Origin of the sequence: Candidatus Microthrix subdominans, assembly GCA_016719385.1 — a bacterium.
Taxonomy (GTDB): domain Bacteria; phylum Actinomycetota; class Acidimicrobiia; order Acidimicrobiales; family Microtrichaceae; genus Microthrix; species Microthrix subdominans.
In genome coordinates, this window is sequence record JADJZA010000004.1 from 25,261 (window position 1) to 51,512 (window position 26,252).

At 64.2% G+C, this 26,252-nt stretch carries 30 protein-coding genes, 2 tRNA genes, 1 pseudogene and 1 riboswitch; of the genes and pseudogenes, 11 read left to right on the forward strand and 22 right to left on the reverse strand.

The features are described from left to right. Positions 1 to 58: 58 nt before the first annotated feature. Entirely contained in the window at positions 59 to 1,522 is a 1,464-nt protein-coding gene (locus tag IPN02_07475; GenBank protein ID MBK9296671.1) for an LPXTG cell wall anchor domain-containing protein, read from the reverse strand. Between the two features lie 65 nt (positions 1,523 to 1,587). Beyond that, a riboswitch (cobalamin riboswitch) is annotated at positions 1,588 to 1,727 on the reverse strand. Between the two features lie 61 nt (positions 1,728 to 1,788). Between IPN02_07475 and IPN02_07480 the strand changes: the two genes are divergently transcribed. Further along, positions 1,789 to 1,861, forward strand: a tRNA-Ile gene (locus IPN02_07480). Positions 1,862 to 1,884: 23 nt separating this feature from the next. Here the strand turns inward: IPN02_07480 and IPN02_07485 are convergent. Beyond that, positions 1,885 to 2,676, reverse strand: coding sequence for a methyltransferase domain-containing protein (locus tag IPN02_07485; GenBank protein ID MBK9296672.1), 792 nt, complete (start codon positions 2,674 to 2,676; stop codon positions 1,885 to 1,887). Positions 2,677 to 2,832: 156 nt separating this feature from the next. On the opposite strand from IPN02_07485, the gene IPN02_07490 reads away from it, so the two are divergent. Then, positions 2,833 to 3,996 carry an acyltransferase gene (locus IPN02_07490; protein MBK9296673.1) on the forward strand — a complete coding sequence of 388 codons (1,164 nt, stop codon included), beginning with the start codon at positions 2,833 to 2,835 and terminating at the stop codon, positions 3,994 to 3,996. Between the two features lie 3 nt (positions 3,997 to 3,999). Here the strand turns inward: IPN02_07490 and aqpZ are convergent, their stop codons facing one another. The 3 genes from aqpZ to IPN02_07505 all read right to left on the reverse strand — a co-directional run bounded on the left by aqpZ (position 4,000) and on the right by IPN02_07505 (position 6,150). After that, positions 4,000 to 4,767 carry an aquaporin Z gene (gene aqpZ / locus IPN02_07495; protein MBK9296674.1) on the reverse strand — a complete coding sequence of 256 codons (768 nt, stop codon included), beginning with the start codon at positions 4,765 to 4,767 and terminating at the stop codon, positions 4,000 to 4,002. Positions 4,768 to 4,855: 88 nt separating this feature from the next. Next, entirely contained in the window at positions 4,856 to 5,572 is a 717-nt protein-coding gene (locus tag IPN02_07500) for a DUF2510 domain-containing protein (protein ID MBK9296675.1), read from the reverse strand. A gap of 2 nt (positions 5,573 to 5,574) precedes the next feature. Then, complete coding sequence (locus tag IPN02_07505; protein MBK9296676.1) at positions 5,575 to 6,150, reverse strand: hypothetical protein; 576 nt, start codon at positions 6,148 to 6,150, stop codon at positions 5,575 to 5,577. A 193-nt stretch (positions 6,151 to 6,343) separates the two neighbouring features. On the opposite strand from IPN02_07505, the gene IPN02_07510 reads away from it, so the two are divergent. The 3 genes from IPN02_07510 to IPN02_07520 all read left to right on the forward strand — a co-directional run bounded on the left by IPN02_07510 (position 6,344) and on the right by IPN02_07520 (position 7,800). Further along, positions 6,344 to 7,150: a hypothetical protein gene (locus tag IPN02_07510; protein MBK9296677.1), complete on the forward strand. Its 807-nt coding sequence runs from the start codon at positions 6,344 to 6,346 to the stop codon at positions 7,148 to 7,150. Between the two features lie 9 nt (positions 7,151 to 7,159). Continuing rightward, positions 7,160 to 7,699, forward strand: a complete 540-nt coding sequence (locus IPN02_07515; GenBank protein MBK9296678.1) for an NUDIX hydrolase — start codon at positions 7,160 to 7,162, stop codon at positions 7,697 to 7,699. Positions 7,700 to 7,723: 24 nt separating this feature from the next. Continuing rightward, positions 7,724 to 7,800: transfer RNA gene (locus IPN02_07520), tRNA-Val, on the forward strand. On the opposite strand, the gene IPN02_07525 is transcribed toward IPN02_07520, so the two are convergent. The 6 genes and pseudogenes from IPN02_07525 to IPN02_07550 all read right to left on the reverse strand — a co-directional run bounded on the left by IPN02_07525 (position 7,757) and on the right by IPN02_07550 (position 11,607). Continuing rightward, positions 7,757 to 8,857: a recombinase zinc beta ribbon domain-containing protein gene (locus IPN02_07525; GenBank protein MBK9296679.1), complete on the reverse strand. Its 1,101-nt coding sequence runs from the start codon at positions 8,855 to 8,857 to the stop codon at positions 7,757 to 7,759. The two genes, IPN02_07520 and IPN02_07525, sit on opposite strands and share 44 nt — an antisense overlap. A gap of 270 nt (positions 8,858 to 9,127) precedes the next feature. Continuing rightward, positions 9,128 to 9,694: pseudogene (locus IPN02_07530) on the reverse strand (recombinase family protein). After that, positions 9,631 to 10,161, reverse strand: a complete 531-nt coding sequence (locus IPN02_07535; protein MBK9296680.1) for an ImmA/IrrE family metallo-endopeptidase — start codon at positions 10,159 to 10,161, stop codon at positions 9,631 to 9,633. Before IPN02_07535 ends, IPN02_07530 begins: the two are co-directional and overlap by 64 nt. Positions 10,162 to 10,250: 89 nt before the next feature. Next, on the reverse strand, positions 10,251 to 10,676 hold the full coding sequence (locus tag IPN02_07540) for a helix-turn-helix domain-containing protein (protein ID MBK9296681.1): 426 nt from the start codon (positions 10,674 to 10,676) through the stop codon (positions 10,251 to 10,253). Between the two features lie 181 nt (positions 10,677 to 10,857). Then, on the reverse strand, positions 10,858 to 11,178 hold the full coding sequence (locus IPN02_07545; protein ID MBK9296682.1) for a hypothetical protein: 321 nt from the start codon (positions 11,176 to 11,178) through the stop codon (positions 10,858 to 10,860). A 102-nt stretch (positions 11,179 to 11,280) separates the two neighbouring features. After that, complete coding sequence (locus IPN02_07550) at positions 11,281 to 11,607, reverse strand: helix-turn-helix transcriptional regulator (protein ID MBK9296683.1); 327 nt, start codon at positions 11,605 to 11,607, stop codon at positions 11,281 to 11,283. 260 nt (positions 11,608 to 11,867) lie between these two features. On the opposite strand from IPN02_07550, the gene IPN02_07555 reads away from it, so the two are divergent. Beyond that, positions 11,868 to 13,010: a hypothetical protein gene (locus tag IPN02_07555; GenBank protein MBK9296684.1), complete on the forward strand. Its 1,143-nt coding sequence runs from the start codon at positions 11,868 to 11,870 to the stop codon at positions 13,008 to 13,010. A 12-nt stretch (positions 13,011 to 13,022) separates the two neighbouring features. Continuing rightward, positions 13,023 to 14,426, forward strand: a complete 1,404-nt coding sequence (locus IPN02_07560) for a hypothetical protein (GenBank protein ID MBK9296685.1) — start codon at positions 13,023 to 13,025, stop codon at positions 14,424 to 14,426. A 116-nt stretch (positions 14,427 to 14,542) separates the two neighbouring features. Here IPN02_07560 and IPN02_07565 read toward each other — a convergent pair whose 3' ends face one another. The 4 genes from IPN02_07565 to IPN02_07580 form a co-directional block, all read right to left on the reverse strand. After that, positions 14,543 to 16,033, reverse strand: coding sequence for a hypothetical protein (locus tag IPN02_07565; protein MBK9296686.1), 1,491 nt, complete (start codon positions 16,031 to 16,033; stop codon positions 14,543 to 14,545). A 57-nt stretch (positions 16,034 to 16,090) separates the two neighbouring features. Continuing rightward, the gene (locus IPN02_07570) at positions 16,091 to 16,675 is read right to left on the reverse strand and encodes an antirestriction protein ArdA (protein ID MBK9296687.1); all 585 of its coding nucleotides are present in this window, start codon (positions 16,673 to 16,675) and stop codon (positions 16,091 to 16,093) included. A gap of 106 nt (positions 16,676 to 16,781) precedes the next feature. Further along, positions 16,782 to 17,816: a site-specific DNA-methyltransferase gene (locus IPN02_07575; GenBank protein ID MBK9296688.1), complete on the reverse strand. Its 1,035-nt coding sequence runs from the start codon at positions 17,814 to 17,816 to the stop codon at positions 16,782 to 16,784. After that, positions 17,813 to 17,965 (reverse strand): hypothetical protein, encoded by a 153-nt coding sequence (locus IPN02_07580; GenBank protein ID MBK9296689.1) that lies wholly within the window; start codon positions 17,963 to 17,965, stop codon positions 17,813 to 17,815. The genes IPN02_07575 and IPN02_07580 overlap by 4 nt, the downstream gene beginning before the upstream one ends. 215 nt (positions 17,966 to 18,180) lie before the next feature. Here IPN02_07580 and IPN02_07585 point away from each other — a divergent pair, with 215 nt between their 5' ends. Next, on the forward strand, positions 18,181 to 18,426 hold the full coding sequence (locus tag IPN02_07585; GenBank protein ID MBK9296690.1) for a hypothetical protein: 246 nt from the start codon (positions 18,181 to 18,183) through the stop codon (positions 18,424 to 18,426). Positions 18,427 to 18,721: 295 nt separating this feature from the next. Here IPN02_07585 and IPN02_07590 read toward each other — a convergent pair whose 3' ends face one another. From IPN02_07590 to IPN02_07620, 7 genes are all read right to left on the reverse strand, one after another. Further along, positions 18,722 to 18,967 carry a hypothetical protein gene (locus tag IPN02_07590; GenBank protein ID MBK9296691.1) on the reverse strand — a complete coding sequence of 82 codons (246 nt, stop codon included), beginning with the start codon at positions 18,965 to 18,967 and terminating at the stop codon, positions 18,722 to 18,724. Between the two features lie 396 nt (positions 18,968 to 19,363). Continuing rightward, a complete protein-coding gene (locus IPN02_07595; protein MBK9296692.1) occupies positions 19,364 to 20,161 on the reverse strand; it encodes an IS110 family transposase in 798 nt (265 codons plus the stop codon). 250 nt (positions 20,162 to 20,411) lie between these two features. Beyond that, positions 20,412 to 20,591, reverse strand: coding sequence for a hypothetical protein (locus tag IPN02_07600; GenBank protein ID MBK9296693.1), 180 nt, complete (start codon positions 20,589 to 20,591; stop codon positions 20,412 to 20,414). A gap of 62 nt (positions 20,592 to 20,653) precedes the next feature. Next, positions 20,654 to 22,087: a type IV secretion system DNA-binding domain-containing protein gene (locus IPN02_07605; protein MBK9296694.1), complete on the reverse strand. Its 1,434-nt coding sequence runs from the start codon at positions 22,085 to 22,087 to the stop codon at positions 20,654 to 20,656. A gap of 816 nt (positions 22,088 to 22,903) precedes the next feature. Next, positions 22,904 to 23,071, reverse strand: coding sequence for a hypothetical protein (locus IPN02_07610; protein MBK9296695.1), 168 nt, complete (start codon positions 23,069 to 23,071; stop codon positions 22,904 to 22,906). Positions 23,072 to 23,083: 12 nt separating this feature from the next. Beyond that, positions 23,084 to 23,317: a hypothetical protein gene (locus IPN02_07615; protein ID MBK9296696.1), complete on the reverse strand. Its 234-nt coding sequence runs from the start codon at positions 23,315 to 23,317 to the stop codon at positions 23,084 to 23,086. Next, positions 23,314 to 23,583, reverse strand: coding sequence for a hypothetical protein (locus IPN02_07620; GenBank protein MBK9296697.1), 270 nt, complete (start codon positions 23,581 to 23,583; stop codon positions 23,314 to 23,316). Before IPN02_07620 ends, IPN02_07615 begins: the two co-directional genes overlap by 4 nt. 71 nt (positions 23,584 to 23,654) lie before the next feature. Here IPN02_07620 and IPN02_07625 point away from each other — a divergent pair, with 71 nt between their 5' ends. The 3 genes from IPN02_07625 to IPN02_07635 all read left to right on the forward strand — a co-directional run bounded on the left by IPN02_07625 (position 23,655) and on the right by IPN02_07635 (position 26,092). After that, the gene (locus IPN02_07625; protein MBK9296698.1) at positions 23,655 to 24,479 is read left to right on the forward strand and encodes a hypothetical protein; all 825 of its coding nucleotides are present in this window, start codon (positions 23,655 to 23,657) and stop codon (positions 24,477 to 24,479) included. A 270-nt stretch (positions 24,480 to 24,749) separates the two neighbouring features. Then, positions 24,750 to 25,340 (forward strand): rRNA adenine N(6)-methyltransferase family protein, encoded by a 591-nt coding sequence (locus IPN02_07630; protein MBK9296699.1) that lies wholly within the window; start codon positions 24,750 to 24,752, stop codon positions 25,338 to 25,340. 329 nt (positions 25,341 to 25,669) lie between these two features. Further along, the gene (locus IPN02_07635; protein MBK9296700.1) at positions 25,670 to 26,092 is read left to right on the forward strand and encodes an adenylyltransferase/cytidyltransferase family protein; all 423 of its coding nucleotides are present in this window, start codon (positions 25,670 to 25,672) and stop codon (positions 26,090 to 26,092) included. Positions 26,093 to 26,252: the final 160 nt, after the last annotated feature.

A 26,252-nucleotide genomic window follows, 5' to 3' on the forward strand; every position in this document is an offset into this window, starting at 1 on the left:
GCAGCAAGCCACGCCGGCGCCACCAGGGCGGCCAGGGTGAGAGCCGCTGCCCAGCGTCTCACCGCATGCCGATCCGACGCCGGACCAGCAGGGCGGCGGCGCCGATGCCCAGCATCGCTGCAGCGGCGAGCAACACCAGGTTGGGCGAGGCACCGGTGTTGGCCAGGAAGCTCGTCGACGTCGGGGTGGCTGTGACCGTCTGGATGGGCTGGGCCGGCGCCGCAGCGGCGTAGGGAGCAGCTGGCGGCGTTGGCACCGCCTCTGCGGCTGGACCGGACACCGGGACGGCCACGTCGGACGGGGCCTCATCGCCGCTCGGCGGCGGAGTCGTGCTCTCGACGGGAATGGTCACGTCCGACGTCGGGGTCACCGCGCTGGTCGGGGGGACGACGGCGGCGGTCGAGCCAGGCGTCGTTGACGGCGTCGTGGGCGTCGTGGGTGGCACGGTGCAGTCGGGGGCGACGGGATCGGCCAGCTCGGCATCGATCACCGGGAACTCAACCTCGCTCAGGCCCCACAGGCCTTGGGCGGTCGAGAAATTGTCGGGCAGTTCGCTGCCGTCGCCCTGTGCCTGGAAGAACAGCCCACCAATATCGGCGGGGTCTTCGGCCTCACACGGGATCTGGAAGGTGCGCAGGGCAGCCAGGCCATCGGTGTCGGTCGTGCCGGTAGCGGTCCGCAGTGCGGTGAGCACCAATGCGCTGGAGCTGGCGTCGGCCGGCTCGGAGGCATCGCCGAAGTACGGCCACCCGCCCGACGCCGTCCGAACGCCGGTGAGCCAGGCTTGGGCGTCCTGATCGGGGGTCACACCCTGGGCGGTCAGGCCCAGGAGGGCCAACGCGGTGGAGTTGGTGTCGGGACCGGAGAAGCTGGCGGCGTCGACGGCGGGGCAGGGCACGGCGGTGTCGGAGCGGTAGGCCACCCAGGAGCCGGTGTTGCACTGCTGATCGGTCAACCAGGCCTCGCCGGCGGGATCATCGATGTCCAGCGAAGCGAGCGCGAGCAACGAAAGCCCTTGGCGGAACGCACCGTCGTAGGTGGGGTCGCCGGTGCCATAGAGGCCGATGTCGGGCGCCGCTACTCGCTGGGTGGCCTGGAGGCGTGTGACCAGGTCGACCCCGCCAGCGTCGGTCGGGTCCTCACCCAGGGCGACGTTGGCCAGGATGGCCAGTGACAGGCGGCCGGGGTCGTCATCGCCAAACGGGGCGACGGCGGTGTCGATGTCGCCGTTGACCGCGTCGAGCATCCGCTGAGCGGTCGGTCCTTCGGCGCCGGCGGCGGCCAGCCCGATGATGCCCTGCAGGGTCGTGCCGTAGTCGGCCACGCCGGGGGTGAAGCCCTCGAGCGCCCCGTCGGCGTTCACCTGGGAGGCGAGCCAGCTGGCCGCCGACTGGTTGGGGTTCTTTGGTGGGGCCGCAGCGGCCGGGCTGATCAGGCTGATCGTCAGCAGCACCGCTGCGACGACGGCCATGGCGGCCGGGAGTCGCGTGGAGCGTTCGGGGTTATGGGTAACGGATGACATGGGGCCTCTCCCGGACACGACAGGGCGGGAGGGGTTCCCGCTCCAAACCGCATGTCCTCGACGGTGAATGGGGAGCGCACGGGGGCAGGCATTCCGACTTGCGGGGCGAACCCCACCTACGGCTGCGGGTCAGCGCCGGACTTGGACCGGCTTTCCCTGACCTCGTGTGATCGGGGCCAGTCAAGCCCATCCCGCCCCGCTGATGCAAGCGGCGTCGGCGCCGCAGACGGACGTCTCCTGCCCTTCCAGCTACCATGCCCGCCGCAGGGCCTGTAGCTCAGTGGTGAGAGCAGAGGACTCATAATCCTTCGGTCGTGGGTTCGATCCCCACCAGGCCCACCGGGAAGGCCGACGAAACGCGCTCAGTCGGCTTCGAGGCAGGCGACGAGGGTCTGGCTCAGCGAACGCAGTGGGGAGGCCTCGGCCCGCTCGGTCAGGCGGTGGAGGGCGTGACCCTCGGGCAACGAATCGAGCGGCGGCATCATGTAGGTCACCCCGGTCAGCCGAAGGCCGGCCGTCTCACCGAGGGTCGCCAGCTCGGATCGGGTGAAGGTGGCGGTGCGACACAGCCGACGGTGCAGGGGCCTCACCCAGGTGAGGCCCGGCATGGTCGGCCCCGGCAGGCGTCGGCCTCGGATGGGGATGCCGTGCTGTTCGAAGGGCCACCAGCGGTTGGGGGTGGTCAACAGCAGGCGACCGCCGGGGCGGAGTACCCGCCTGATCTCGGCCAGCGCACCGGCCACATCGGGTAGGTGTTCCAGCACCTCGATCATGGTGACCACGTCGAAGGTGTCATCGGCGAACTCGAGCGACGTCACCGACTGGGTGTGCACGGAGACGTTGTCGGGGTGGTCCTGGGTGTACAGGGCCAGGCGGTCGATTTCGACATCGATGGCGTCGACGTGTGTGAAGGCCGGTGCCATGGCGTTGGTGTACTCACCGGTGGCGCATCCCACGTCCAGCAGGCGCTCTCCCGACAACGGAGCCAAGGAGGCCATCGCATCCAGGCGCCCCTGAACGTTGCGGGACCCCCGCGCCGATCCGTGGAGGGCACCGAACGAGTGGGCCTCGTCTCCCAGCTCGTCAGCGATGCGTCGTCCCGCCGGGGGTGCGCCGGTTTCCATGCCGCCCTTGTGTTCTCGCCGTGCCGCCATATCGGCACGATAACACCCAGCGTGATCGCTTTTGCAGCGTTGATCGCCCACAGTGGTGGCTCGGTGCGCCTGGAGCGCGCCCTGGGGGCGCCCCACCTGCAACTGGGGGATGGGCCTGGTTCGCAGGCCGCATTGTGGTTCGTACCGTCGACCCCCATGGCGACAATCCGGACCCACCCAACCGTCCAAACCGAGCGGACGTCCCAGGCATCCGGGCTGGATGCCCTGGTCGATCACACGCCGCCGGATCGGGACCGGGCGATCGACGCCATGCGGGCCATCGCCATCGCTGTCGTCGTCGTGTGGCACACGGTGATGTCGCTGACCTATCGCAAGGCGTCTGGCACCTTCTCGATGCCCAATCCGCTGGATGAGATCCCGCTGGGATGGGCGGCCACCTGGGTCTTACAGGTGATGCCGATGTTCTTCATCGTCGGTGGGTTCGCCAATGCCCGCAGCTGGGACAGCTCCCGGCGGCGGGGCGACGGCGCCGGTCACTTCGTCCGAACCCGCATCGTGCGCCTTGCCCGCCCGGTCGCCTACTTCCTCGCCGCGTGGCTGGTTGTCGACGCCGTCAGCTTTGCGCTGGACCCCACGCGGGTCAGCGCCTTTCGTTGGGCGTTCATCGCCTTCGTGCCGCTGTGGTTCGTTGGCATGTACGGCCTGGTGTGTGCTGCGGCGCCGCTGATGCTGGGGCTACATCGGCGCTTCGGGATCGGCGTGGTCGTCGGCTTGCTGGGCGTCATCGCAGCGCTCGAGGCGCTGCGCCTGGGTGGCGACCTGGCGTGGGTCGGCGTGGTGACCACGCCGCTGGTGTGGCTGTTCGTCCATCAGCTCGGCGTGCTCTACGCCCACAGCGACCTGTCGTCGGATCGGGTCTGCGCCGCCGCCGTGACCGTGCTGGGCCTGGTGCTGATCGTGCTGGCGGTGGTCTTCGGCCCGTATGACGCCTCGATGGTGGCCACCCGCGGTGGCAGCTCCAACCTGTTGCCAACCACCGCAGCGATCGCATTCACCGCCGTCTTTCAGCTCGGTCTGCTCGGCCTGGTCGCGCCGGGGCTTCGTCGCCTGGCTGCTCTGCGAAGCGTGTGGAAGGCGGTCGTCACCGTGAACGCCTTTGCCATGACCATCCTGTGTTGGCACATGACCGGACACCTGATCGCCCTGCTGGCGTACGAGCGCTTGGGCGGCACGTTGGCACAGCAGGCGACGGCTGCCTGGTGGGCGACCCGGCCGGCATGGCTGCTTGCATCGCTGGCGACGACCGCCGCGGTGACGGCGCTGTTCGGCCGCTTCGAGCTGGCGGCCCGGACGTCGTGAGGGCTAGCGGGCGGCCGGCTCACCGGCGATCGTCGGCACGATCACGTCCTCGCGGTCCCCGACGAAGTAGCGATGGATCAGCGCGCCGATGGCGGCGCCGAGGATCGGGGCCACCCAGAACATCCACAGCTGGCCCAGCTGCTCGGTCCCGGCGAAGATCGCCTGCGAGGTGGAGCGGGCCGGGTTGACCGAGGTGTTGGTCACCGGAATCGAGATCAGGTGGATGAGCGTGAGGCTCAAGCCGATGGCCAACCCGCCCATGCCGGCGGCGGCGCGCTTGGCCGTTGCGCCCAGGATGACGATGAGGAACACCGCGGTCAGCACGACCTCGACCAGAAAGGCAGAGGCAAGGGAGTAACCGCCGGGCGACAGGTCGCCGTAGCCGTTGGAGGCGAATGCGCCCGCCCCGTCGCCGATCTCCCAGCCGGCCTTCCCGGAGGCGATCAGGTAGATCGTCCCGGCGGCGATCGTTGCGCCGATGACCTGGGCGATCACGTAGCCGATGGCCTTCACCGCTTCGAAGCGGCCACCGACCACCAGGCCGATCGTCACCGCCGGGTTGAAGTGGCCGCCGGACACGTGCCCGACAGCGTAGGCCCCGGTCAGCACGGCAAAACCGAAGGCGAATGCCACGCCTAGAAATCCGATGCCCAGGCTGGTTCCGTTCGCGCCGGTGCCAAAGTCGGCTGCCAGCACGGCGGCACCACAGCCGCCCAAGACCAACCAGAACGTTCCAATGATTTCGGCGGCGAGCGCCTTGGGGTCGAACATCGACCTGTCTCCCTCGTTCTCTGCCGACGGCCAGAGCGCTGACGACGAGGTCACGGTAGTCCGGCCGACGGAGGCTGGGGCGGATTGCTCAGCGCGGTGGCTGGGCTCCGAACATCGAGGCGATCGTTTCGGTCAGGTTCACCCCGGCGCCCGCTCCCGATGGGCGTCGCACGATCGGGTCCCGGCTTCTCATACCGTTACGGTCGACGTGTTCGGTCCAGGACTGTCCATCCCAGTACCGGTAGGTAAATCGGCCGGTCGGGTCGGTAAACCACCCTGCGGCCGTGGCGGTGGTTGCCGCCCGTGGCGTGCTCGTCGACCTCGGGGTGCTCGCCACCATGTTGCTGGTCTCCATCGGCTTGTGGGAGACGACCGCAATGGTGCTCTCGGCACCGTCGAACCTCGGCGCCGATACCTTCGATCCGGCGCTCGAACCGGCGCTGTACCGCTCGGCCATGGTCGAGACTTCGCTGACCGGGGGTTCGTCGTCGGCCAGCGCCAGGCGGTTGGCGGCGGTGTTGAGACGCGAGGCAAACGTGCGGGCGTCCGAGCCCTTTCTGATCGGCACCGGCACCACCATGACGAACGCCTCGCCGACGATGACCAGGAAGAGGCCTTTGGCGGCGCCTCGGTGGTCCATCAGCTCGAGGTCGGCTTCGTCGAGGACCAGACGGCCGGCCGACACGTCACGGCGCAGCGCCGCCGGGGTCTTCACCGAGGCGCGGGCGCCGAGGAGGGCGTGATCGGCGTCGCGGTAGAGGATCCGCTCGCCGACGACACTGATGCCGCGAAAGGTGCGTTCCATGCTCAGTCCTCGAGCCAGGCGGGGGCGCGGTCCAAGAGAAATTCGCTCACCACGCCGCATTTCTCCAGCTCGTCGGACAGGTTCTCGGTGCCCATGAAGACCTCGCTGAGCGACACCTCCACCCGGGCCACGATCGTCAGGCTGCGCTCGGCGGGGTCGGTGACCGAGGCGTAGGTGTCGAGCGCCGACACCTCGATCGGCAGGTCGGGGCCGCCCACTCCGGCCAGGTCGGTGGCCAACACCAGCAGGTCGGGGCCCGACGGCAAGGGTGGCAGCGACCACGTGAAGATCAGCGGGATCTTGAAGCGGTCCTCCGGCTCCTCGGCCTCCCGAAGCTCCATGATGTGGTCCTCGAATGCCAGCAGCACGCGCGGGTCGAGTTCGACGGCCAGGTGAAGGTCGAGCGGGCCGCCGCACGCTGCCTCCGGGTGCAGATCGACCTCCCAGGCCTGTCGCATGGAGTAGGTCTCGACGAAGTGACGCTCATCGTGAACGTGAAAGCCGTGCTCGACGGCCTGGTCTTTCAAGCCGGCGATGTACCCGGCGAGGTCGATGACGGCCACCGAGGGTCCTTTCAGGCTGAGTAACTCGTGGTGCTTGGGCGTGGACACCCGATGCTCTCACGGAATGGCACTCCGGCGCCATGGGGCCTCCTCTCCGGTGCACCGAACCCGTCCGCCCAGGCGCTCACCTCGCACGCTGTGCCCCCAGCGGGCAGGATGGACCGATGCCCGACCCCACCCGCTCGGCAGCCTCGACGTGGCCTCCCAGATGAACGAACCAACCTCGACCAGCCTGCACCCCGAGGATGCCCTCGAGCTGTTGGACAGGGTGGCCATCGGTATCCGTAGAGCGGTGGCCGAGGTCGACGACCGCCGTGCCCGCAGCAACCGGTCCGGCCAGTACGCGCTGGACCTGGCGGCAGACGGAGGGGCGGTGGCCAGCCTGACCGCCGCCGGGCTGGGGGTGTTGTCCGAAGAGTCGGGCCACCACCACCCGGAGCGACCGCTGCAGGTGGTGCTCGACCCGGTCGACGGCTCGACCAACGCCTCTCGCGGGTTGCCCTGGTGGGCGACGTCAGCCTGCATCCTCGATGCTGAGGGGCCGTGGGTCTCCTTGGTTCGCAACCAGGCGATCGGCACCACCTACACCGCGGTACGCGGCGGCGGTGCGGAGCGCGACGGCCGACGACTGGCACCGATCGAAGCGCCGTCGGTCGACGACTCGATGGCGGCGATCAACGGCACGCCGGTCTCCCACCTGGGCTGGAAGCAGTTCCGGAGCTTTGGGGCGGCGGCGCTCGACGTCTGCGCGGTCGCCGACGGTGGTCTCGACGTGTACCTGGACGCGACGACGACGGGCAACGCCCAGTGGGACTTTCTCGGCGGGCTGCTCATCCTCACCGAGGTGGGAGGGGTGATGCTCGACGCCCAGGACCGCTCGATCGTGGCGATCTCGCCTCCCGAGCGCCGCCAGCCGATCGCTGCCAGAAGCCAGGCCGCCGCCGCCGAGGCCCGGCGCCGTGCGCAGAGTTCGGGCTGGTGGCAAACGTCGGTGCACTGGACCGACCGGCTGTAGCCTGAGTCGATGCTGACCGCCCTGCACCGCCTGGCGTTGGGCGCTTTCCGCCTGTTGCCGACACCGGCCCGCCGGTTGGTGGTGCGTTCGTTGTCGCCCACGTTCACCGCCGGGGCGATCGCGGTGGTGCTCGACGTTGATGACCGAATGTTGTTGGTCCGCCAAGTCTACCGGGGACGCTGGGGGCTGCCCGGCGGCCTGATGCAACGCGGCGAAGTGCCGCTGGGGGCAATGCTGCGCGAGGTGAGCGAAGAGGTGGCCATGGCCGTCGTGGTGCAGGGCGAGCCCGAGGTGGTGCTCGACCCGGAGCCGCGTCGGATCGACATCGTTTTTCTCGCTCGTCCGGCCGACCGGTCGATCGAGCCCAAGCCGGCCTCGGTGGAGATCGATGCGCTGCGGTGGGTGACACCCGACGACTTTCCTTCGATCCAGATGGAGACGGCCATGGCCCTGGAGCGTTTACACGCGGCCGGGCGGCTTCCCGAGCAGTGGCACCGGGTGGCCTCGACCGCAGTGGCGACGTGGCGGGCGTCGGTGGCCACCGACTGACCAGGCGCTACGCTCTGCGCCCCCGGGCGCTTAGCTCAGCTGGTTAGAGCACCTCCCTTACAAGGAGGGGGTCGGGGGTTCGAGTCCCTCAGCGCCCACCAGAGTCTCGTATTTCAAACCCCGTCGCGGTTCACCGTGGCGGGGTTTGTTGTTTCCGCCCCAGTTGCCGTCCCCGGTTCCGTTATCGGCTTCGTTCTTTATGCTGGCCCCAACGGCCGCCAGCACCTGCTGTGGCGGCACGTCACGGTGGCGTAGACCCGTCAGGCCATGTGCCTGGCCCTGCAGTCGTTCGGCCTCCCACCGGGCACTGAACGCTTCCCACTGCCGGTCAATCTCGTCTGGCTCAGCCCCAGTCTTTTCTTCGGCCCGGATCCGTGCAGGCACCCTCACGTCGTCGCCGAGTAGTGTCCTGAACGGTTCGGTGAACCGGCTGGTTATCATTCCGGTGTCGTCGATCCAGATCTTCTCGAAGATCGACTGGTTGAGTTGCCGCCGAATGTCGCCCTCAGCCGTCCGGTAGGCCCGGGTCCAGTCACCGACAAACGTCAGTGCGTGGTCCAGGTTGGTCTTGACGGTGTCGTAGGCGACATCCACAGCATCGAGCCGTGTTTCGGTCTGTTCGAGTTCTCGCGTGATCCGGGTCTGCTCGGACTTGAGTAGGTCCAATCCGATGGCGTCGGCGTAGTGGGCTTCGAGCAGTTTCTTCCGTTCGTCTTGGAGCTTTCGGATCCGCCGTTGCCCTGCTGAGCGTTCGGTCTCGGATTCGTCTCGCTGGACGGCGAGTTCCTCAACAATCAGGTCCCGTAGCTCACTGAGGGTCTTCTGGCTGGGTTGGATCGTCCGGTAGTGCTGGGCGACCAGGTCTTCGACTTCGGAGATCAGGATGGCTGCTTGGGCGCAGGCGGTCCGTTTCTGTTGCCGTCCGACGCAGATGAAGTACGGGTATGTGGTGCCGTGTCGGTTGGTTGCTCTGGACACGATCAGTCGGCTGCCGCAGTCCCCGCAGAACACGGTGCCCTTCAGGTAGTGATGGTGCTTGCGCCTTTTCTCACCGGAGCGGCCTTTGGCATCGAGCTGGTCTTGGACTTTCTGCCAGGTGGCGTCGTCAACCAGGGCTTCGTGTTGCCCGTTCGGGTACTCGACGCCCTTGTAGCGCACCCAGCCTTTGTAATACGGATGCCGGAGAAGTCGGTGGAAGTGCGACACCACCAGCGGCTTGGACGGCGTCTTCGGTCCTGGGGTGGTGGTCAGACCTCGCTGAGTGAGTTCTTCGAGCAGGTCTCGGATGGTCCAGTCGCCGCCAGAGTAGGCCTCGAACGCGAAGCGCATCAGCGGCCCACGCTGCGGGTCGATGTCGACCGCTCGGACTTCCCGGCCGTTGACCACCTTCCGGACATTCACATAGCCACAGGGTGCCTTGCTGATCGTCCCACCAGCTTTGGCTTTCTGGACCGATCCCTTGATGACCTCGCTCGCCAGGTTCCGTGAGTAGAATTCGGCGATCGAGCTCATGATGCCGTGCAGCAACATGCCCGATGGTGTCTCGTCGATGTTCTCCGAACACGACACCAGCCGCACCCCGGCAGCTTGGAGCGCCATGTGGATGGTGACGTCGTCGGATCGGTTGCGGGCCAGCCGGTCGACTTTGTGGACGATCAGGTAGTCAATGGAGTGATCCGACACGTGGGTCAGCATCCGTTGCAGTTCTGGTCGGTCTGAGCTTCGGGCTGACTCGCCTCGGTCAACGAACTCGTCTGCCACGTCGGCGTCCAACGTTTCGGCTCGCCGACGGCAGGCCTCGCGCTGGGCGGGGATGGAGTAGCCCTCCACGTCCCGTCCAGCTTCGGCCTGGTCCTTTGTCGACACCCGGAGATATATAAGGGCCCGCGCGCGGGCCCCATCGTCGGGTTGATTGGTTGTTGTCGCAGCGCTCACGCCGCCACCTCCAAAGGTCGATACACCTTGAATCGTTGGTAGCTGGTCACCCCGCCGCAGCGTGGGGTGGGCTCCCGAACGCCGAGCTGATCAAGCCGGAACCGCATGGCAGCGGTGGACACCTCGAAGGAGTCGGCCAGGGCCGGAATGGACTGGGTGCCTTCACCCCAGAGTCGTTTGACCCACCGTTTGGGCATCAGCGCGCAGGCAGCGAAGTAGTCGGCTGCTTGTTCGGCCCGCCGTCCCGCCGCCCGGTCGCCGTCTGGTCCGTACAGATTGATGCGGGCGTGGTGGTCGATGATGTGTTTGAACTCGTGAAACAAGCTGAACCGGCGTCGCAGCGGCGATTCCGATCCGTTGAGCGTGATGATCCAGCGCCGTCCGTCCCAGTGTGTCGTGCCGCTGGCTGGCAGCTCGTCGTCCACCCGGACCGCAATGCGGGGCATCTCAAAGATGACGTCGCTGGGAAGTGTCGGGCAGTCGATGTCGAAGTGCTGGCGCAGCCGGTTGGCTTGCAGCTCAGCCACTCGCAGCGCTTCGCCTTGGTGCATCGCTCTGGTGGGGATGACGGCTCGCAGTCCGGCAAGCGCGCTCCTGGTTGGTGTCCGCTGATGGTTCATGATGTTCCCCCTTTCGTTTCGTATGGCTCCTCGTGTTCGTCGGATTCGTCTTCTCCTGGTGCCGGGCCAGCAAGGGCCACACCATGTCGTTTGGCCAGCCGGGCTGCGTAGCGTTCGATCTCCTCGACCGCAGTGCTGGGCAGATCCCGGTACTTGGTCCGCAGATACGGCATGAAGTGCGGCAGATCGCTTGGGGCGGCGTAGTCGGCCAGGGCGAACACATCCGACAGGCTCAGCCCCAACGCCTCGGTGATCCGTGACAACTTGTCCGGCTTGGGTGCAGCGAACTGTCCGTTCTCGATCCGCACAATGGTGGCGTCGTTCATCTCACACTCCGCCGCCAGCCGCCTCGATGACCAGCCCAGCTCCTCCCGCCTCGCCCGAAGAAATGCTCCCAGTCGTTTGGCTTGTTCCTCATCCATATGTCATTTCCTTTCCCATATATTCTACCACGAACGACTGCGTACGCGCAGCAGTAGAATTGACAACACCAACCACCATCTTCATATTTGATGGTTTTGGTTGGGGCGCATTTGAACACTTCCGGGCGCTCCCGTCGTGACAACGAAGTGACACCCAGTCCCGAGCACCAGCGGCCTCCGGTTAGCCTTTTGGCCACGAGCCCGCCACCTCGCCCGCCCGATACACAGCGGCCCCAACATCTGCGGTACCACCATCGTCAATTGGCTCCACCGCGTACAGCTCCACGCCAGTCGTCTCACCAGCGGCCGAATCCACCCGAACCAGCACCGACCCGGTTGTCTCATCGGCCCGGACCGCCACACGTTCCACGCCGTCCCCGTCGGTTACTACCAGCTGCTGAGTGGTGACCTGGTCCGCCAGGCCTGCCTTCAACTCGGCAAGCTCACGGCGCAGCGAAGCCAGCTCTCGGACCAAATCTCTGCGACGACGAACCTCGAACATCCTGGAGCCCTGGGCCTTTCCGCTGGAGGTGACGGCGGGTGAGGATGGCGCTGATTCCCTCCCAGCGCAACAGGCAATCTCAGGATGCTCTGCCAGGTCAGCTCAGGCTTCGATCCCGTCGACAAGCCTGCCCGCGCTGACGCCCAACCCCGCCGCCACCCGCAGCACCGTCGGAAGCGACGGCACCCGATACCCACGCTCCAAGTTCGACACGAACGTCGCATGCACCTCGGCCGCCTCCGCCAAGCCTTCCTGCGTCATGCCCCGCTCCAGCCGCAGCTCTCGCACCCGAGCACCGAACGCCTCAGCAACTGCACGGTCTCTGGTTCGGTCTCGGGCCACGACGGCCGATCTCAGCCGACACCACCCGCCAAGCCCATAGCCTACTGATAAGGTCACTCGTGTTGTTCGACACGAAGGAGCCCGCATGTGGGACCAGGACTGGTGGCGGCGCTGAAGGGCATTGCCGTCGAGATCGCCAACGGCTCGGCTGACGAGCCACCGAACCGAGAGGAGGTGAGCACCATGGTTGGAGGAGGCAGCGGCTGATACGCCGCACAACGAGATGTCCTTGAGTAGCCCTGAGCCGCTCTCGACATCCAAGAAGAGGCACCCAAAGCGCTCAAGCGAGTGACACAGGTGCCTCTTCTTTGCGTACAAACAATTTGCTACAATGGTTTCATATACACATGAATGAAACCATCTCCCAACTACGAAAGACCAAGACCCTCCTCAGCGTGGTCCTGCTGGTCGTAGCTGGAGCAGCTCTCATCGCCCTCGGCCATCGCATCCAAGACGCAACCGCCTGGTACGGCTTGCTCCCACTCACCGAACTCGGTGGCATCCTGGTCGGCGCAGGCATCCTCTCGGTCTGGCTCGACGCCTACCTCAGCCGAGAACAGAACCAACTCGAAGAACATCGCCTCCGTTCCATCCTCACCGAACAGGCTCCCGTCATGCGCGACGCCGTCCTCCAGGCCTTCGCCGCCAACCACGACGACCTCAAACGCGTCGCCACCCCTGAATTGCTCGACGGCATAATCTCCAACAGCCTGGCGCTCCGCCTCAACAGCGCCGAGTTCGCTCACGAGATCTACACCGACATCCGTGACCAAGCCATCCGAGCCGCTGAGCGCTGGCATGACGCCAACTTGTCCATCCAACTGGCACCACTCCCCATGGGGAGTGGGACGTCCAAACGACGTCCCACCAGCTCAAGTAGCCCGAACCTGTTCTCCGTCACCGTCCGTTGGGAGTACACCACCATCCCTGGACACCAACAGCGCCGCTTCGTCTGCACAGCGGACCGAGCCGAATACGACGAACTCGCCAACTCCAACGACGGCACCACGGGCTGGTACATCGGCCCCAGTAGCAACGTCGACGCTGCAACCACCGAAGCATTCGAGCTGCTGGCCTTCACCGTTGACGGCGACCAGCGACCGATTCGCCGCTCCGCACGGAAGCACGGTCAGACGTACTCCGTGGCCGTCGGTGATGACGCTATGCGGGCCGCCGAACCCGTCACCATCTCCTACACCTACCGCACCACCATCGCTTCCAACGCCAACATGCTCTTCTTCTCAATCGAGCAGCCCACCAGGAACCTCAACCTCCAGTTCGACTACTCGGGCTGCGGCATCGCCAACGTCAGCACACTCGACCTCGTCCCATCTATCCGACCCACTCGCATCGAACGAGCCCCAGCCAAGACACACACCGACACCATCCGAGTCGACCTCGATGGCTGGATCTTCCCGAGATCGGGAGTGGCGTTTGTGTGGACGCTTGACAGCGCCATAATCCCGGCACGTTCAGGTACACCTCGCTGATATGTTGCGCAGATGGCAAACGAGACGATCCTGGGGGCACAGCCGCGGCCAAGAGTTGCCGTAATCGCCCGCGATAGCCTTCTGCCAATCTTTGATGGGCTGACTGATGTCGCTCCAACGGTGGACTTCTTCAATCACTCTTCTGAGTTTAGCTGCATAGAGTACGACATTATCGTTTCGACTCAGTCAAACCTGGTCGGCCAAGACGACGGTTCAGAACGCTTCATGCGTGATGTCTTCCTCGAAGACGACTGCGGTGATGCAGTCCAGGTGTATGTAGCGTCCCCGGGTGGCGGCATCGAAGAGATGCCGTACATCTTCTACGCGGGAGTTCGCCTCCTCGAAGAGGAACAGTTCCCGGGCGCCGTAAGACTCAACTGGTGCCGTGACGTGGTCGTCGCCGAGTGCAAGCCTCCACCGCCCATGAAGTTGCCGGATCTTGTTGAGCTCACTTCGGAGCTTCATGACGAGATGGTGCGGTCAGAGCACAAGGAGGCGTTCTTCCTTGCAGCGGATCAGGCACCAACATGGGAATCGGCGGAGGGCTACCAGGGGTTGGGCATCTACAACGATGGTGTTGGGCGGAAAGCACTCGCAGCAGTCGTTCCTAGTTCGGGTGGAAGTGAGGCACTCCTGTTGCCGTCATACGTGCCGAACTTGGCCCGATGGTTGAACACACTAATACCCAGATGGCGTCAACGATCACCTGAGCGATTTCCTCAGGAGCTGGATTGGTCGAGCGACGATGAGTGGTCTACCGCTGAGGAGCGCTACGTGAGGCAGCGGATAGGACGGATCCAGAACGACAAGCGCGCAGCTGTATCCGAATTCGACGAGCAGATTAAGTCGCTCTCCGCCGAACTCCACCGCGTCAACCTGGCCGCCGATAGCGGTCCGAGGCGGATGCTGACCAACCAAGGTACGGAACTGGTCGATGCTGCCGCCCAAGCCATCCGGGACCTTGGCTTCGACGTTATCGACGCAGACCGTGACCTGGACTCTGAACGAGGTCAGAAGCTGGAGGATCTTCAGATCCGTGAGCCCAATCGTGAAGAGTGGATTGCTCTCGTCGAGGTGCGCGGCTACAAGGGAGGGGCCAAGACAAGCGACTTCCAGCGGCTTGCACGATTCGCAGCCAGGTACGAACGCGAGACCACGGTGTCGCCAAGCAGGAGATGGCTGATCGTCAATCATCTCATCAACGAACCTCCAGCTTCGCGACCGAAGGCCTTCGAGAGCGCGCCGGAGGACCTTGAACTATTTGCCGAGGACGGTGGTCTCGTCATTGACACCCGAGACCTGTTTCAGGTTGTTCAGATGGTAGAAGCCGGGACTCTGGGCTGGGAGACAGCCGTGGACGCACTTAGTACTCAGACCGGTCTGTTCGATCTGCCTAGTTCGGACCCGCCCGAGTAGAATAGGCATCAGGACGCGCCTGGAACCGGAAGTTGAAGAGTCGATCGTCGCGACGTGGATTCGCTATATAGAGCTGCGATTCGTGGATCAGTCGAAGCAGGCAGCGAGTATGGTCCTCAAATCCCGTCCGAATCGGACGCTTCCGCTTCAAGGCATGAGATTTCTCCTGCGGCTAGTCGTTCGTTAAGCCGACCGACTCTTGAATCTGATGCTAGAAGAGCTACAATTTCGCCGTGTTGCCATCCAAGGTTTCGTAGTATCACGCCTCTAATCAGCCACGACAGATATTCAGAAAAGTAATACATATCAAAGGTGTCAACCTTGGTCCGGACGTCTTTGCTGCGCCCATGGGTGACAGTGTTCCGCGTCTTGACTATCGCTCCAAGTACGCGATCTGGGAACAATTCAGAGTCGCTCCCGACGGCAGCCTCGCGCAGCGCGAACATGCGCTGCCGGAGTGTGACGTCCCTTGCGAACCTCAGTTGGCCCTTCATGAACGCCTTGAGATCCTCGTCCTGCACATGCGTGATTGCTTCATCCCTGAGCTGCTTGTATTCTGCCTCGGTGTAATTGAATTGAGAGAGCTCGGAATCGCGGTGCAGAGCCTCCGCTGCGTGGCATAGCGTCACGAAACGGACTTCTGCGTAGGTCCCTGTGGGCGCTCGTTCGATGCCGAAGGTAAGGTGCATCGAACGCTCGTACTGTTGATAACTCGCGAACCAGCTCTGGACAAGCTCTATGAGCTGTTCTTGGCTCAGACCGTGAGGATCCACGAGATACTGGTCGATCCTCGAGGTCGTGCCAAGATCAGACGGCTCGCCTAACCAACCGTTGTTGAATACGACCGGGAAAGTTTGAGGGATCGTTCTGCCTTGACCAATATCGAGATCTTCTTTGATGCTGATACTGGTACTCCTGCTACTGCTGCCAGTTACGAGGTTGCTGAAGTCGACGAGCGGCGAAAGGTAGCGGTCGAGCGCCTCAGTGAAGGGAATCTCCTCGGCAAACACGAATCGAAGCTGGACCTGCTCCTGGAGGCTGGCAAAGCCAACAGTACTTGGGCCTATTCCTGACACCTTAACTCCGGGAACCAACTCCAATAGTGTTCCGTTGATTTGGATGGCCGTGTTGTTGCGTGGCTCATATTTGAACATGGCGCCGCCGAATTCGTCACTACCTGTCTCTGTTGTGTGCATGCTGGCCGCGAGACCTGACAGACCGCAGCGCAGAAGCCACTCTTCCAACTCCGGTATCCGTACAATGAGGCAGCTGACGTCGGGCTGTTCGAGTGATTTGTCGTGTGCTCCAAAGAGGGCGAACCTAGGCTGGAAGACGGAACGGCCCTTGCCGGGAATGTTAACTGAAAGGTTAGTGCGCTCGCATTGGTAAAGAGTTACGTACTGGTTGGATAGCTCGCCCAGGATCGTGGGTACAGACTCCAGATTGAAAGCTTCGTTTGGGTCGCGGCGGAACCTGCCGACGAGCTCTAGCCTCAGCGACTCGCCCGGCTCATAGATGAGTTCCCCCGACAGGGAGTTCTCCTTGTTGTTCGGCAGGTACCAGTCGCCCGACTCCCGGAATGGCTCGGTCAGCTTTCGTTCGCCCATGCCACCAGAATAGGGCAGTGTGGTTCGGGGTCGGTTCCGGAAGCGATCAATCAAAGTTCAGTAGTCGCAGTCGAACACATGCACACCGTCCCCATCTTGGCCAACCTGCAGCTCACAGGCGAGGTCTCGGGCGAACGCTTCGATATCGAGCCGTATGTACGGCCGCAGCATCTCCGGCCCCAGCCCCTCGGTATCGACTCCGAGGTCATCGAGTAGCTGCTCGGCGTAGTCCTCCATCGAGTCCCAGCGCCCGAGGTAGTGCTGGTCGAATTCGTCCAGCTCCTGCTCACCGGTGCCAACACAGCCCACCCAGTGGGCGAAGGCCGGTCCGTGTTTGGCCAGCCCTGCTCCGATTCGAGCGATGGTGTCGGTCTGTTCGTATTCGGACAGGTGGATGCCGCCGAAGCCTTCGTAGTCGTGGATGGCCCACTCTTCGGCTCCGGGTTGGCTAGATCGTTCCAGCATGGCCGTGATGGCCTCCTCGATCTCGTCTTCGTCTTGGTCGGCCCGGATCCAGGCTCCGTGCAGCACTCCGGCGTTGTAGTCGGACAGTGACGCCGCGTAGATCTTGGGTGTCGGCCAGTCCGATCCTTCGGCTCGTTGGTCGGTTCGGTCCTGCTCCTGCCCGTCCCCGAGGCCCATAGCCCCGTCCGGATGTCGGCGCTGGCCGTGTTGTTGGTCATCTTCGTGTGGTTGTCGTGGTTGGTTCTCCATTTCGTTGTCTCCTTTGCGTATTCGTGGTTGTTGTTCAGGCCGCCTTTGCGGGCGGCTGTTGTCGCTGCTTCTCGATTCGTGTCCGTGCCAGCTCGGCGTAGCCAGGGTTGAGTTCGATGCCGAGCCAGTCCCGACCGTGCCGCCGGGCGGCGACTGCCACGGTTCCGGCTCCGAGGAATGGATCGAGCACGATGCCGGGCCGATGCTCGCCGCCGCAGTCACAGCCCGGTTCCAGCTCCCCAGCCACTGCCAGGTGCCCTACCAGGCGGTGGGTGCCACGTCGCCACGGCTTGTCGCAGTTGGTGCAGACCCGTTCGGGGCAGCTGGCCAGCAGCGGTCTGGTGACGAGCTGTTCGGGGAAGGTGGCGAAGTGGGCGCCTCGGAAGTTGGAGGTGGCCAGGTGCCAGACGTCCCCGGGGTTCTTGCCGAGCGGGTGTCCGGCCCTCCCGGCTGCCTTGGCGGCTTTCAGCCCGGATTGGTTCCCGGCCAGCGGCCCGGCCCAGTCCGGTTTGGACAGCGAAGCCGTTCCCGTGGTTTCTCCACCTGATCTGTCCGCCGTGCTGCCGGCTGTTCGAGTGGTGCGGTGGGGGATTCGGATGGCGTCGAGGTCGAAGTAGTAGTGCCGGCTGTGGGTGAGTAGGTAGATGCTCTCCCAGGTGCAGCTGAGCCGGTCCTTCACCGAGGAGGGCATCGGGTTTGTTTTGGCCCAGACGATCTTGTTGCGGACGGTCCACCCCCGCTTGGTGAGCTCCAGGGCGATTCGTTCCGGTCCGAGCAGCAGGCTCTTGGCGGGTGCTCCGACCGATTCATGTCGGCTGTAGCTGTCGCCAAGGTTGAGCCACAGACTCCCGGTCGGCTTGAGTAGCCGCCCGCTGGCCTCGACTACGTCAACGAGCTGCTCGACCCAGCGTTCAACTGAGGCTTCCAGCCCAATCTGGTCGTCGGTGCCGTAGTTGCGCAGCGCGAAGTAGGGCGGGCTGGTGATGACACAGTCGACCGACGATTCCGGCAGGGTGGGCAGCACGTGGCGGACGTCGCCCTCGATGATCTGGTTCCTGGGCAGCCTCACGGCTTACCTCCGGACAACACCTCCACCGCCTTGTCGGTGGTGGTGACGACAAACAGCTCCCGCTCGACCGTCCGCAGCCCGGCGATGGTCCGCTCCAAGAACTCCCGCCGTCGTTCGCTGGGGGTGATCCACAGCACCTTGGGGAACACGCCGGTATGGTGTTGTTCGGTACCGGTGGTCCAGTAGTCGTGGTAGGTCCGGCACTTCCGCCCGATCCGCTACCGGATTCGGTGCCCAGGTCGACCTCGATGAACCACAACAGCTCCGACTGGCTGGTGGCTGTCACCATGTACAGGTCGGGTTTGAGTGTCTCGACACCGCCCAGTCCTCGCTGGAAGCTGCGCCAGCAGTCCGGCTCGGTCTGGTGGTCGACCAACTCCAGGGTTCCGGCCGTCTCGGCGATTCGGGCGTCGACGACCAGCTGGGCGATTGCCAGGGTGTGGTCAACGAACCCGGCCGACGGCTCACGCCAGCGTCGTCGACTGTCCCCTTCGAGCAGTCGGTGCCCGATAGGGCCGATTCCGTAGACATGTCCGGCCGATCCAGCTCGCACCCCGCCGACCCGTCGGTCGAGGCGGACCAGCAGTCGGTCACGGGCCAGGCGGGCTAGTACCCGGCGGGTTGCTCTGGCTGCGGTCAGCGGCGTGGCGTGCCCGGTGAAGTGCAGCCGTTCGATCTGCCGTGCGCCGAGCAGCCGGAACCGCCTGACGGATTCCAGGATGTCGCGGTCCCGCTGGGTGAGTCCGTCGCTCAGTCTGGACAGGGCTCTCGGTCCGACCCGGCGAGCACTCACAGACAACCTCCAGAGTGCATACCAGTCGGCTCCTCCGGGGTGACCCTGGCGGTGCCAGCACAGGTTCCCCGGCCCGGGGTTGACCACACGACCGGACGGGCGACCGGACACCTCACGACTGCCTCCGTGGGCGCTGCCCGATCCCATTCCCACCCTTATCTGGTGGCTGGCCGACAGCGTCGGCCAGCTGGTCCTCAACCGCTTGGCGGTCCTGCCCGTAGCGTTCCCGGCTCCGGCGTCGCACCACTCTCGGGTCGCTGATCGATGCCGGTGGAGCGATGGTTCGCCCCGAACCGAAGTCGGTGATCTGCCCGCCAGCGGCCAGCGAGGCGTAGACCTCGAAACGCTCCAGTCCCATGAAGTCCTCGGCATCGAGCCGTGTGGTGGTTTGGCCACCGCATGGGCGTCGTCAGATCCGAGCTGGAAACAGACCCGGCTGCGGGCGTTGGCCAGGACGGCTTGGCGTACCGACGGTGTCAGCTGGGCCAGGTGCTGGTGGGCCAATGTCAATCCCAGTCCCAGTCCGCGGGCCTGAGCCAACACGTCGCTCAGGTCGGTTGGCAGGTGCAGGTAGTCCTGGAACTCGTCGATGAAGCACATCACCGGGTGCCGCCGACGTGCCTCAATGGCCGAGCGGGCCTGGGTGGCCTGCCACAGCTGGGGTGAAATGAGGTGTAGTTGGCTCGGGTCTGGGCGCGTCAAGGGTGGGGTCGGGGCGAAGCCCCGAAGATTCTGATTTGGGGGGCCGGTTGGGTCAGGCAGCGGGGGTGAGGTTGACGGTGTATCCGGCTGCTTGGAGTTCCTTGACGTGCCGGTTCACTTTGGCTTTGGGGTCTTTGCGGTTGTCGTAGTAGCCGGAGCCCAGGTCGCGGTAGATCTCCCCGGTGATGGCCATGTGGTAGGCGGCGACCAGCATGCTGTGAGCGATCGCGACAGCGGCTTTGTTCGGTCCTCGCCGCCGAGCGATCCGCTTGTAGCGCTCGGAAAGGAACGTCCCTTTGGTTCTCGCCGCTGCACGGGCGGCTTCCACAAGGGCGCCTTGGAGATGCCGGCTGCCTTGTCGTGTCCCGGCAGGCCGACGCTTTCCAGCCGATTCGTGTGAGGCCGGCGCTAGCCTGGCCCACGCAGCAAGATGCTTGGCAGAAGGGAACCGGCCCATATCGGCACCGATCTCAGCGACCATCATCTCAGCGGTCCGGGTCGACACCCCAGGGATCGTCGACCACAACCGGACCAGCTCGTCAAAAGGGCGGGTCGCCTCAACAATCTCATCTGACAGCTCGTCGATCGTGGTATCCAGGAAATCGATGTGGGCGATGATCGCTTTGGCGACCACGGAGTGTTGGCGGCCCCAGCGGCCCTCCAACGCCTCGACCAACGCGGGGATCTTCGGCCGCATCCGTCCCTTGGCCAGCTCGGCGAGAACCTCGGGGTCCACTTGCCCGGAGATGAGCATCTCGATCATCGCCCGAGACGACTTCGACCACACCTTCGATGCGACCGACGTCAACTTGATCCCGGCATCCTGGAGAACCTTCTCCAGACGCTGCATCTCGACCCCACGGGCAACAATCTGGGTTTTCCGGTAGCGGGTCAACTCCGTAACGCCCGGATCTCGGGCTCTGGGACCATCGACGCCCGAACCATCCCGTGTGCGGCCACATCGGCGAGCCACTCCGCATCGGACATGTCGGTCTTCCGACCCGGCACGTTTTCACATGATGGGCGTTGACGAGCCACATGTCGTCGAAACGGCCCTCCAGCCCATAGAACACCGGTTTCCAATACACCGGTCGATTCCATCACCACCAACTCAACGTCGGCATCCGCGAGCCACTCGCCCAGCCCACGGACCCCTTGACGGTGGTGGAGAACCGCTCCTTGATCACCGACACCTCGACGCCGTCGAATATCTCAACACACGCGGTCACCGAGTCCCGATGCACATCCAAACCGGCCACCCGGTTCGAAATCCGTCTCATAATGCTCACCCTCCCAGGTCATGCCCGCGTGATGCGGCCGCTGAGGGAAGACCAGGAACGAATCAAAATCTGGGGTTCGTGCTCGAAGCAACACTCCCCGGTCCTTCGGGCCTCGCACCAGACTGACTGCGGGCTCTCGGCTCCAAGAATGAACGGCGACCACACCCCAGCGGCCACCCACCCATCATTTCATCCTCACCCCGATGGCGCACCCGCCATAGAGACTGACTGAACACCAGCGACCCGAGCAGTCCGGCGGCTTCGGAGCCGAGCGTCCCCTTGGCGAGGGACACCAGCAGGATCTTCCGTTCGGTGAACACCTCGGACAGGGCGAAGGCCGGGCGGGTCTGTCCGAGCACGGCCCGAAGTCGTGGCCGCAGGAGAAACGGACGGAGCTTGTTCATCACCGGTGCGATGACCTGTTGGCGTTGTTCCTCGGAGATCGAGTCGTACCAGGACCAGAACGGCCCCAGCGCCACCCGGTCCTCCAGCCCGCCGATCACCCGACGCCTGTATGCGGCATTGGTCAACAGCACCGGCAGCATCGGCAGACAGGCCTCATCCCGGCCCACCAAACTGAGCAGCCCGGCGTGCAGGATGTCCTGGGTGCGAGGCCCCCAGTTGTCCCGGTACAGACCGTGAAACACCGCCAGCACCTGATCTGCCACCAACTCCGGCACCGCAGCCCCAACTCTCAGCGGGTTCAACCCCACCGGCCGCTCAGCATCGGTCGGGTCCAACACCACCACATCGTCCAGCCGATCCCGTGGCACTCGTGCCAGCACGTCGTCGATGAGGTCACCTTTGGGTTCGATGACCACCACGCCTCGTCCGGCAGCCATGTCCTGGCAGATCAGGCCGAGCAGCAGGGTTGACTTGCCGACCCCGGTCGGCCCCAAACAGTGGGTGTGCAACAGCGAGTCCGTCGCCGAAAGCGCCAAGGTCCGTCGCTCACCTGGCATCCGACTCTCAGCCACCACCCGCCCCGAACGAGCCACTGACGACGACGCTGCCAGCAGACGGCTCCGAGCCTGGGGCAACCCAGGAAACGGCCCGTCACCCGACGGCCAACACAGCAGCCCGGCCAGCTCCTCAACGTTGAGACGCAGCGGCCATGCCCACGGCTCGCGCACCTGCACAATTCGCCGGTAGGAACACGGCACCAGCGTCATCTTCACCCCGGCACCTTCCAACACCCGAAGGCCTCCCAGCACCGCCAGCGCCAGTTCTTTGGCTCGGCTTCGGCTTCCAGCGCTCACCGCAATCCGGGCGACGGCCCGGAAACCCGGCTGTGTCACCTTGTCGCGCAGCGCCCGCCGACGTTCACCGTCCACCGGCCGACCACCGCCAACGATCTGGCGGCCATGCTGGGTGATTGAGCCGGACGGAAGCTCGTCGACACTGTTCGGCACCGCCACCGCGGGCAGGCGAGGACCGACCAGCCACTGCACCGTGACCGATTCTTTGGTGGCCAGCCGACCAAGTGCACTGAGCACCGACCGGGCCGCCACCTCCCTTGATCCGTTCTTAGCGCCCGATTGGCCGTCTCCAAACGAACCGACCAGCCCCAACCGTCCTTGGGAAGTCGCCGTGTCATTGGGCTGGTCGTCACCGCCGGACAGAACGCCTCCAACCGATCCGTGAGGGTCGCCAGCACTGGGGAGTGGCCCCCTACCCGGTACTCGACCTTCCCGGCCTGGCCGGACAGCTCGAATACCAGCGGAGCCTGTCGCCGTTCGGCGGCCAGCGACCGCACGAACGCCTCCACGCTTGAGGAAACGAGGTCTCGCCCGAAATCCAGCCGAGTGAACGCAGCGTCTTCCAGCGACCCGGGACGCAGCATCCACGATGCCGCTCCGACTGTCGACGCGCCACCTGCCAGCACCACCAGCTCAGCGCCGTTCACGACGCCTTCCGATCTGCACCACGCGAATCCGCCGCACCATCCGTATCTGCCGTCTCACGCCGCTCGCGGAGCGCCTGGGCTTGAGCCTCAGCCTCTGCCTGGGTCTGCGCCAACGCAATGAACGCCCGACTCAACTTGCGCAGATCCGGTGGCGTCCGACGTTTCGATCCCACCCTCCGATGACCACTCCCGCCACTTCCGTGTCCGTTGTTCTTTCCATTTCCCATGCACCCTCCTTCCAGTTGTTGTTGTTTGACTGCACCGCTGGGCATAGCCACCAGCCGTGCCGGACTGCTGCACATACGCAGCACTTGCCTTCTTCTGGTATACGCTGCGCTTACGCAGCAGTCAATGAGGTTTGTTCATTCCACAACACCGACCGGACCAACCCACTACCTGGTGGGTGCTACCGGCGGCCTCTCAGCAGCCAGCCGACGATCCCGGCCGTCACGACCAGCACGGTCGCAGTCGGCAACATCGGCTCCACCAACACCCACACCGCCCGGGCATAGGCCGCCACGATGAGTACCACCATGGCGGCCTGTACGACCTGGCGGACCAACTTGGTCCACACGACCGAACCCGCTCAGACGTCCGGGAAACCGTCATGGACGTTGCCCCGACGCTCGGCCTCTTCGGCCATGGCAACGAAAGCCGACCGCGTCAACCCATGCAGCTCCCGCTGGGCCCGCATGGCCTCAGCCCGAATCCGCATCGCCTCCGACGCATACCCACCACCACCGAGCCGGAAGCCCAACAGGTAGGCCAACACCGCCACGGCCAGAAGCAGCCCGACGGCCAAGATGAGGAGGGGGATCATCGGCGTCCCTCCCGGTTCAGGTCCTCGATGGTCGAGGCGATGATCTCGCCCTTGCCCATCCGAGCAACATCTGCAAAGAACCGCAGATCGTCAGCCATGAAGGCATCGCCCTGGGCCAACGTCGCCGCCCAACGAGACAACATGGCCTGCCCGGTCATGGCCTCCCGCGTCAGCTGATCCACCGCCTGGAGTTTGACCGCCTGCACCGCAGTGTGGGCTTGCACCGAAGCAGCCCGCACCACCGCATGACGCTCGATCTGGGTCAACGTCCGGCCCGTCCTCCGGTCCCTGGCCACCATCCCGGCCCCCACACTGGGCACTACTTCCCCACGAGAACGTGGTACAAGTTCTGACATGTCTCTGGTCCTTCCAATCGGAATCTGTGAACAGAACCCATTGGACAGAAGAACCCACCGGCAGTCGTGACATGGAAATGACACCCGACAACGACACCATCGAGCGGCACCAGCAACCGGGCGAGGACGAGCTGAGCAAGGCAGGAACGGCTGGGGACCAACCCAACGACCCTGATGCCGAGACCGGAACCGGGCTCTACAAGGCCGTCCACGACGAACTGCTCACCATGCGCAAACACCGAGACGGGGTGACAATCGGGAACCTGGCCCACACCACCGCAATCCTCGAAGTCCTCGGCGCCGGTGACCCGCGCCTCGCCTACAACCAGCTCAAACACGTCCTGTTGAGCCTCGACCAAGACCTTGCCGTCACTGCAGCCGGGTACTCACTCGGATACGCCAGCGACTACGACAGCCACCTCGGCCGACTTGACGACTTCGGACGGGACTACACCTACGACCAACGCCAAGCCCGGAGGTACAGCGACAAGGGCATTGAGCAGATAGCTCGGCACATCTCCAGTGAGTGGATGCTCGAAGCCTCACCGACGCTCACTATTGAGGTGGTGAAGGCCAACGACGAGGTGCTGGAACTGGTCATAAGGTCCGAGCGATTGGCCATTGTTGAGATGCGAGATCCGGTGGTGGAGATGGTCAGCTCGACCGGCAAGCGAGAGAGCTTCCCGGTCGATTGGCGGCCGCTGGCAGGCGAAGCAGGAGCGCTACGACAAGAAGCGAGCGTTCGAACAGACCAGCTACGTCAGCCCGATGTTGCCGTCTCAGTGCTATGGACGGGAGAGGCATAGCCGTTGTTTCATCTTGCCGTTCTTCGCGGACTCGATGGAGCTTCACTGCCGCTCGATCTAATGACGTTTGGCGCTCGTGCGACTGTCAGTCGCTGTTTCTTGGATAAAGCCGGGTCTGCGGACCCGCCATGACGTTTACGTCCGCAGGGTACCGCCAACCATCACTGTCGGACCGCGAGCCGACTGGGGGAAAGTCACAATGATCACCGGATGGGCAGTTGACAACGGCCAACCTTTAGTTGCCAGCGTAACTGCGGTACAATGGCAAACATGGCATATTCCGCAAAAGACCGCAGGCGACGCCAACTGTCGCAGAATCTCCTGACCTCCTCTGGTGTGAAGAAGTATCTTGGCGCGCTAGGGACCAATACGTGCGACTTGCTCGTCGAGGTAGGAGCGGGCCGAGGCACCCTTACGGCCGAACTAGCGAATTTCGCAGACAATGTCGATGCCTTCGAACTGGATCCAGAGTTCGCCAAGGCCGCCTCTAAGGCAACCAGCCAATTGCCGAACGTTCAAGTGCATCTCGGTGACTTCCTGGGTTCGAGTGTCCCCGCTACCCCGTTCACCTTGGCCGGAAACCTTCCATTCTCCCGTACTAATGAAATCATGAGATGGGCACTGGCAGCCCGGACTCTCGAACGGGCGGTGGTCATTACACAACTAGAATTCGCGGAAACGGGCAGGCGACTATGGGCGATGGAGTCTGCGACGGTCCAAAGCTGGCCGACTCACGATTGGCGTCTCGTTGGTAAGATATCAAGGCACGACTTCCGACCGGTCCCGAAGGTAGACGCAGGCATCCTGGAGCTCACGGCGACCATCCCCGCTGATCGTGCACTCGGCGATGAATCATTATAAGGATTTGGTGGCCCTCGGTTTCGGCGGCAAGGGAGGGAGTCTGTTCCGCTCGCTTCGACCTAGGTACTCTCATAGAACCCTACTGCGGGCCTTCAGCCGTGCCGAAGTACCCGAGAAGACGGTCGTTGCGTTTGTTCATCCGGATCAATGGCTCCAGATATTCAATCAACTTGAGCCCCTAGAGCGACGCGCCTTGGCCGCCCACCGGCGGTCCGGCTCCGGCAAGCTCGCGACGACTACCAGATCTTGATGACGAACAAAGGTCGATACCCTGCGACTGGATCATCAGCTTGGCCAGAACCCATCGTGGACGTACTACACTCACCAGTATGCCGGAGACTGTATACGCGGACATAGTTGGAGATCTCTTTCATGCGGGCCACGTCAGTCTTCTGAGGACCGCCCGCTCAATGGGTGATCAGCTCATCGTCGGAGTGCATGGGGACGATGACGTTGCGCTGTATAAGCGACTGCCCGTCCTAACCATGGCGGAACGTATTGCAGTAGTGGAGGGGTGCCGCTACTGCGACACGGTAATACCATCTGCACCGTTGGTCATTACTGAAGAGTTCTTGGGTCAGTACTCGATCGATGTAGTAGTCCACGGCGACGACATCGACGATGCGAGTCTCCAACATTCATATGGAGTGCCGCTGGCGCTAGGCATCATGCACCTGGTTCCGTATAGCACGGTAGTGTCGACTACCGAGATCATTCACCGGATCACTTGCCGAGCAGACTTGGCGGTCTAGCTCAAGCAACTCCAGTGATGCCAGAGGATTTCACCCACCTTAGCTAGGAGAAAGCCGTATCGTGATTATCGGAAGCGGAAAATTGGTTCGATGCCATCGTTCGGCGTCTCTCTGGGCCCGTGGCGGCCTACCTTGCTCCAGAAACGAATTGTCACTGCTG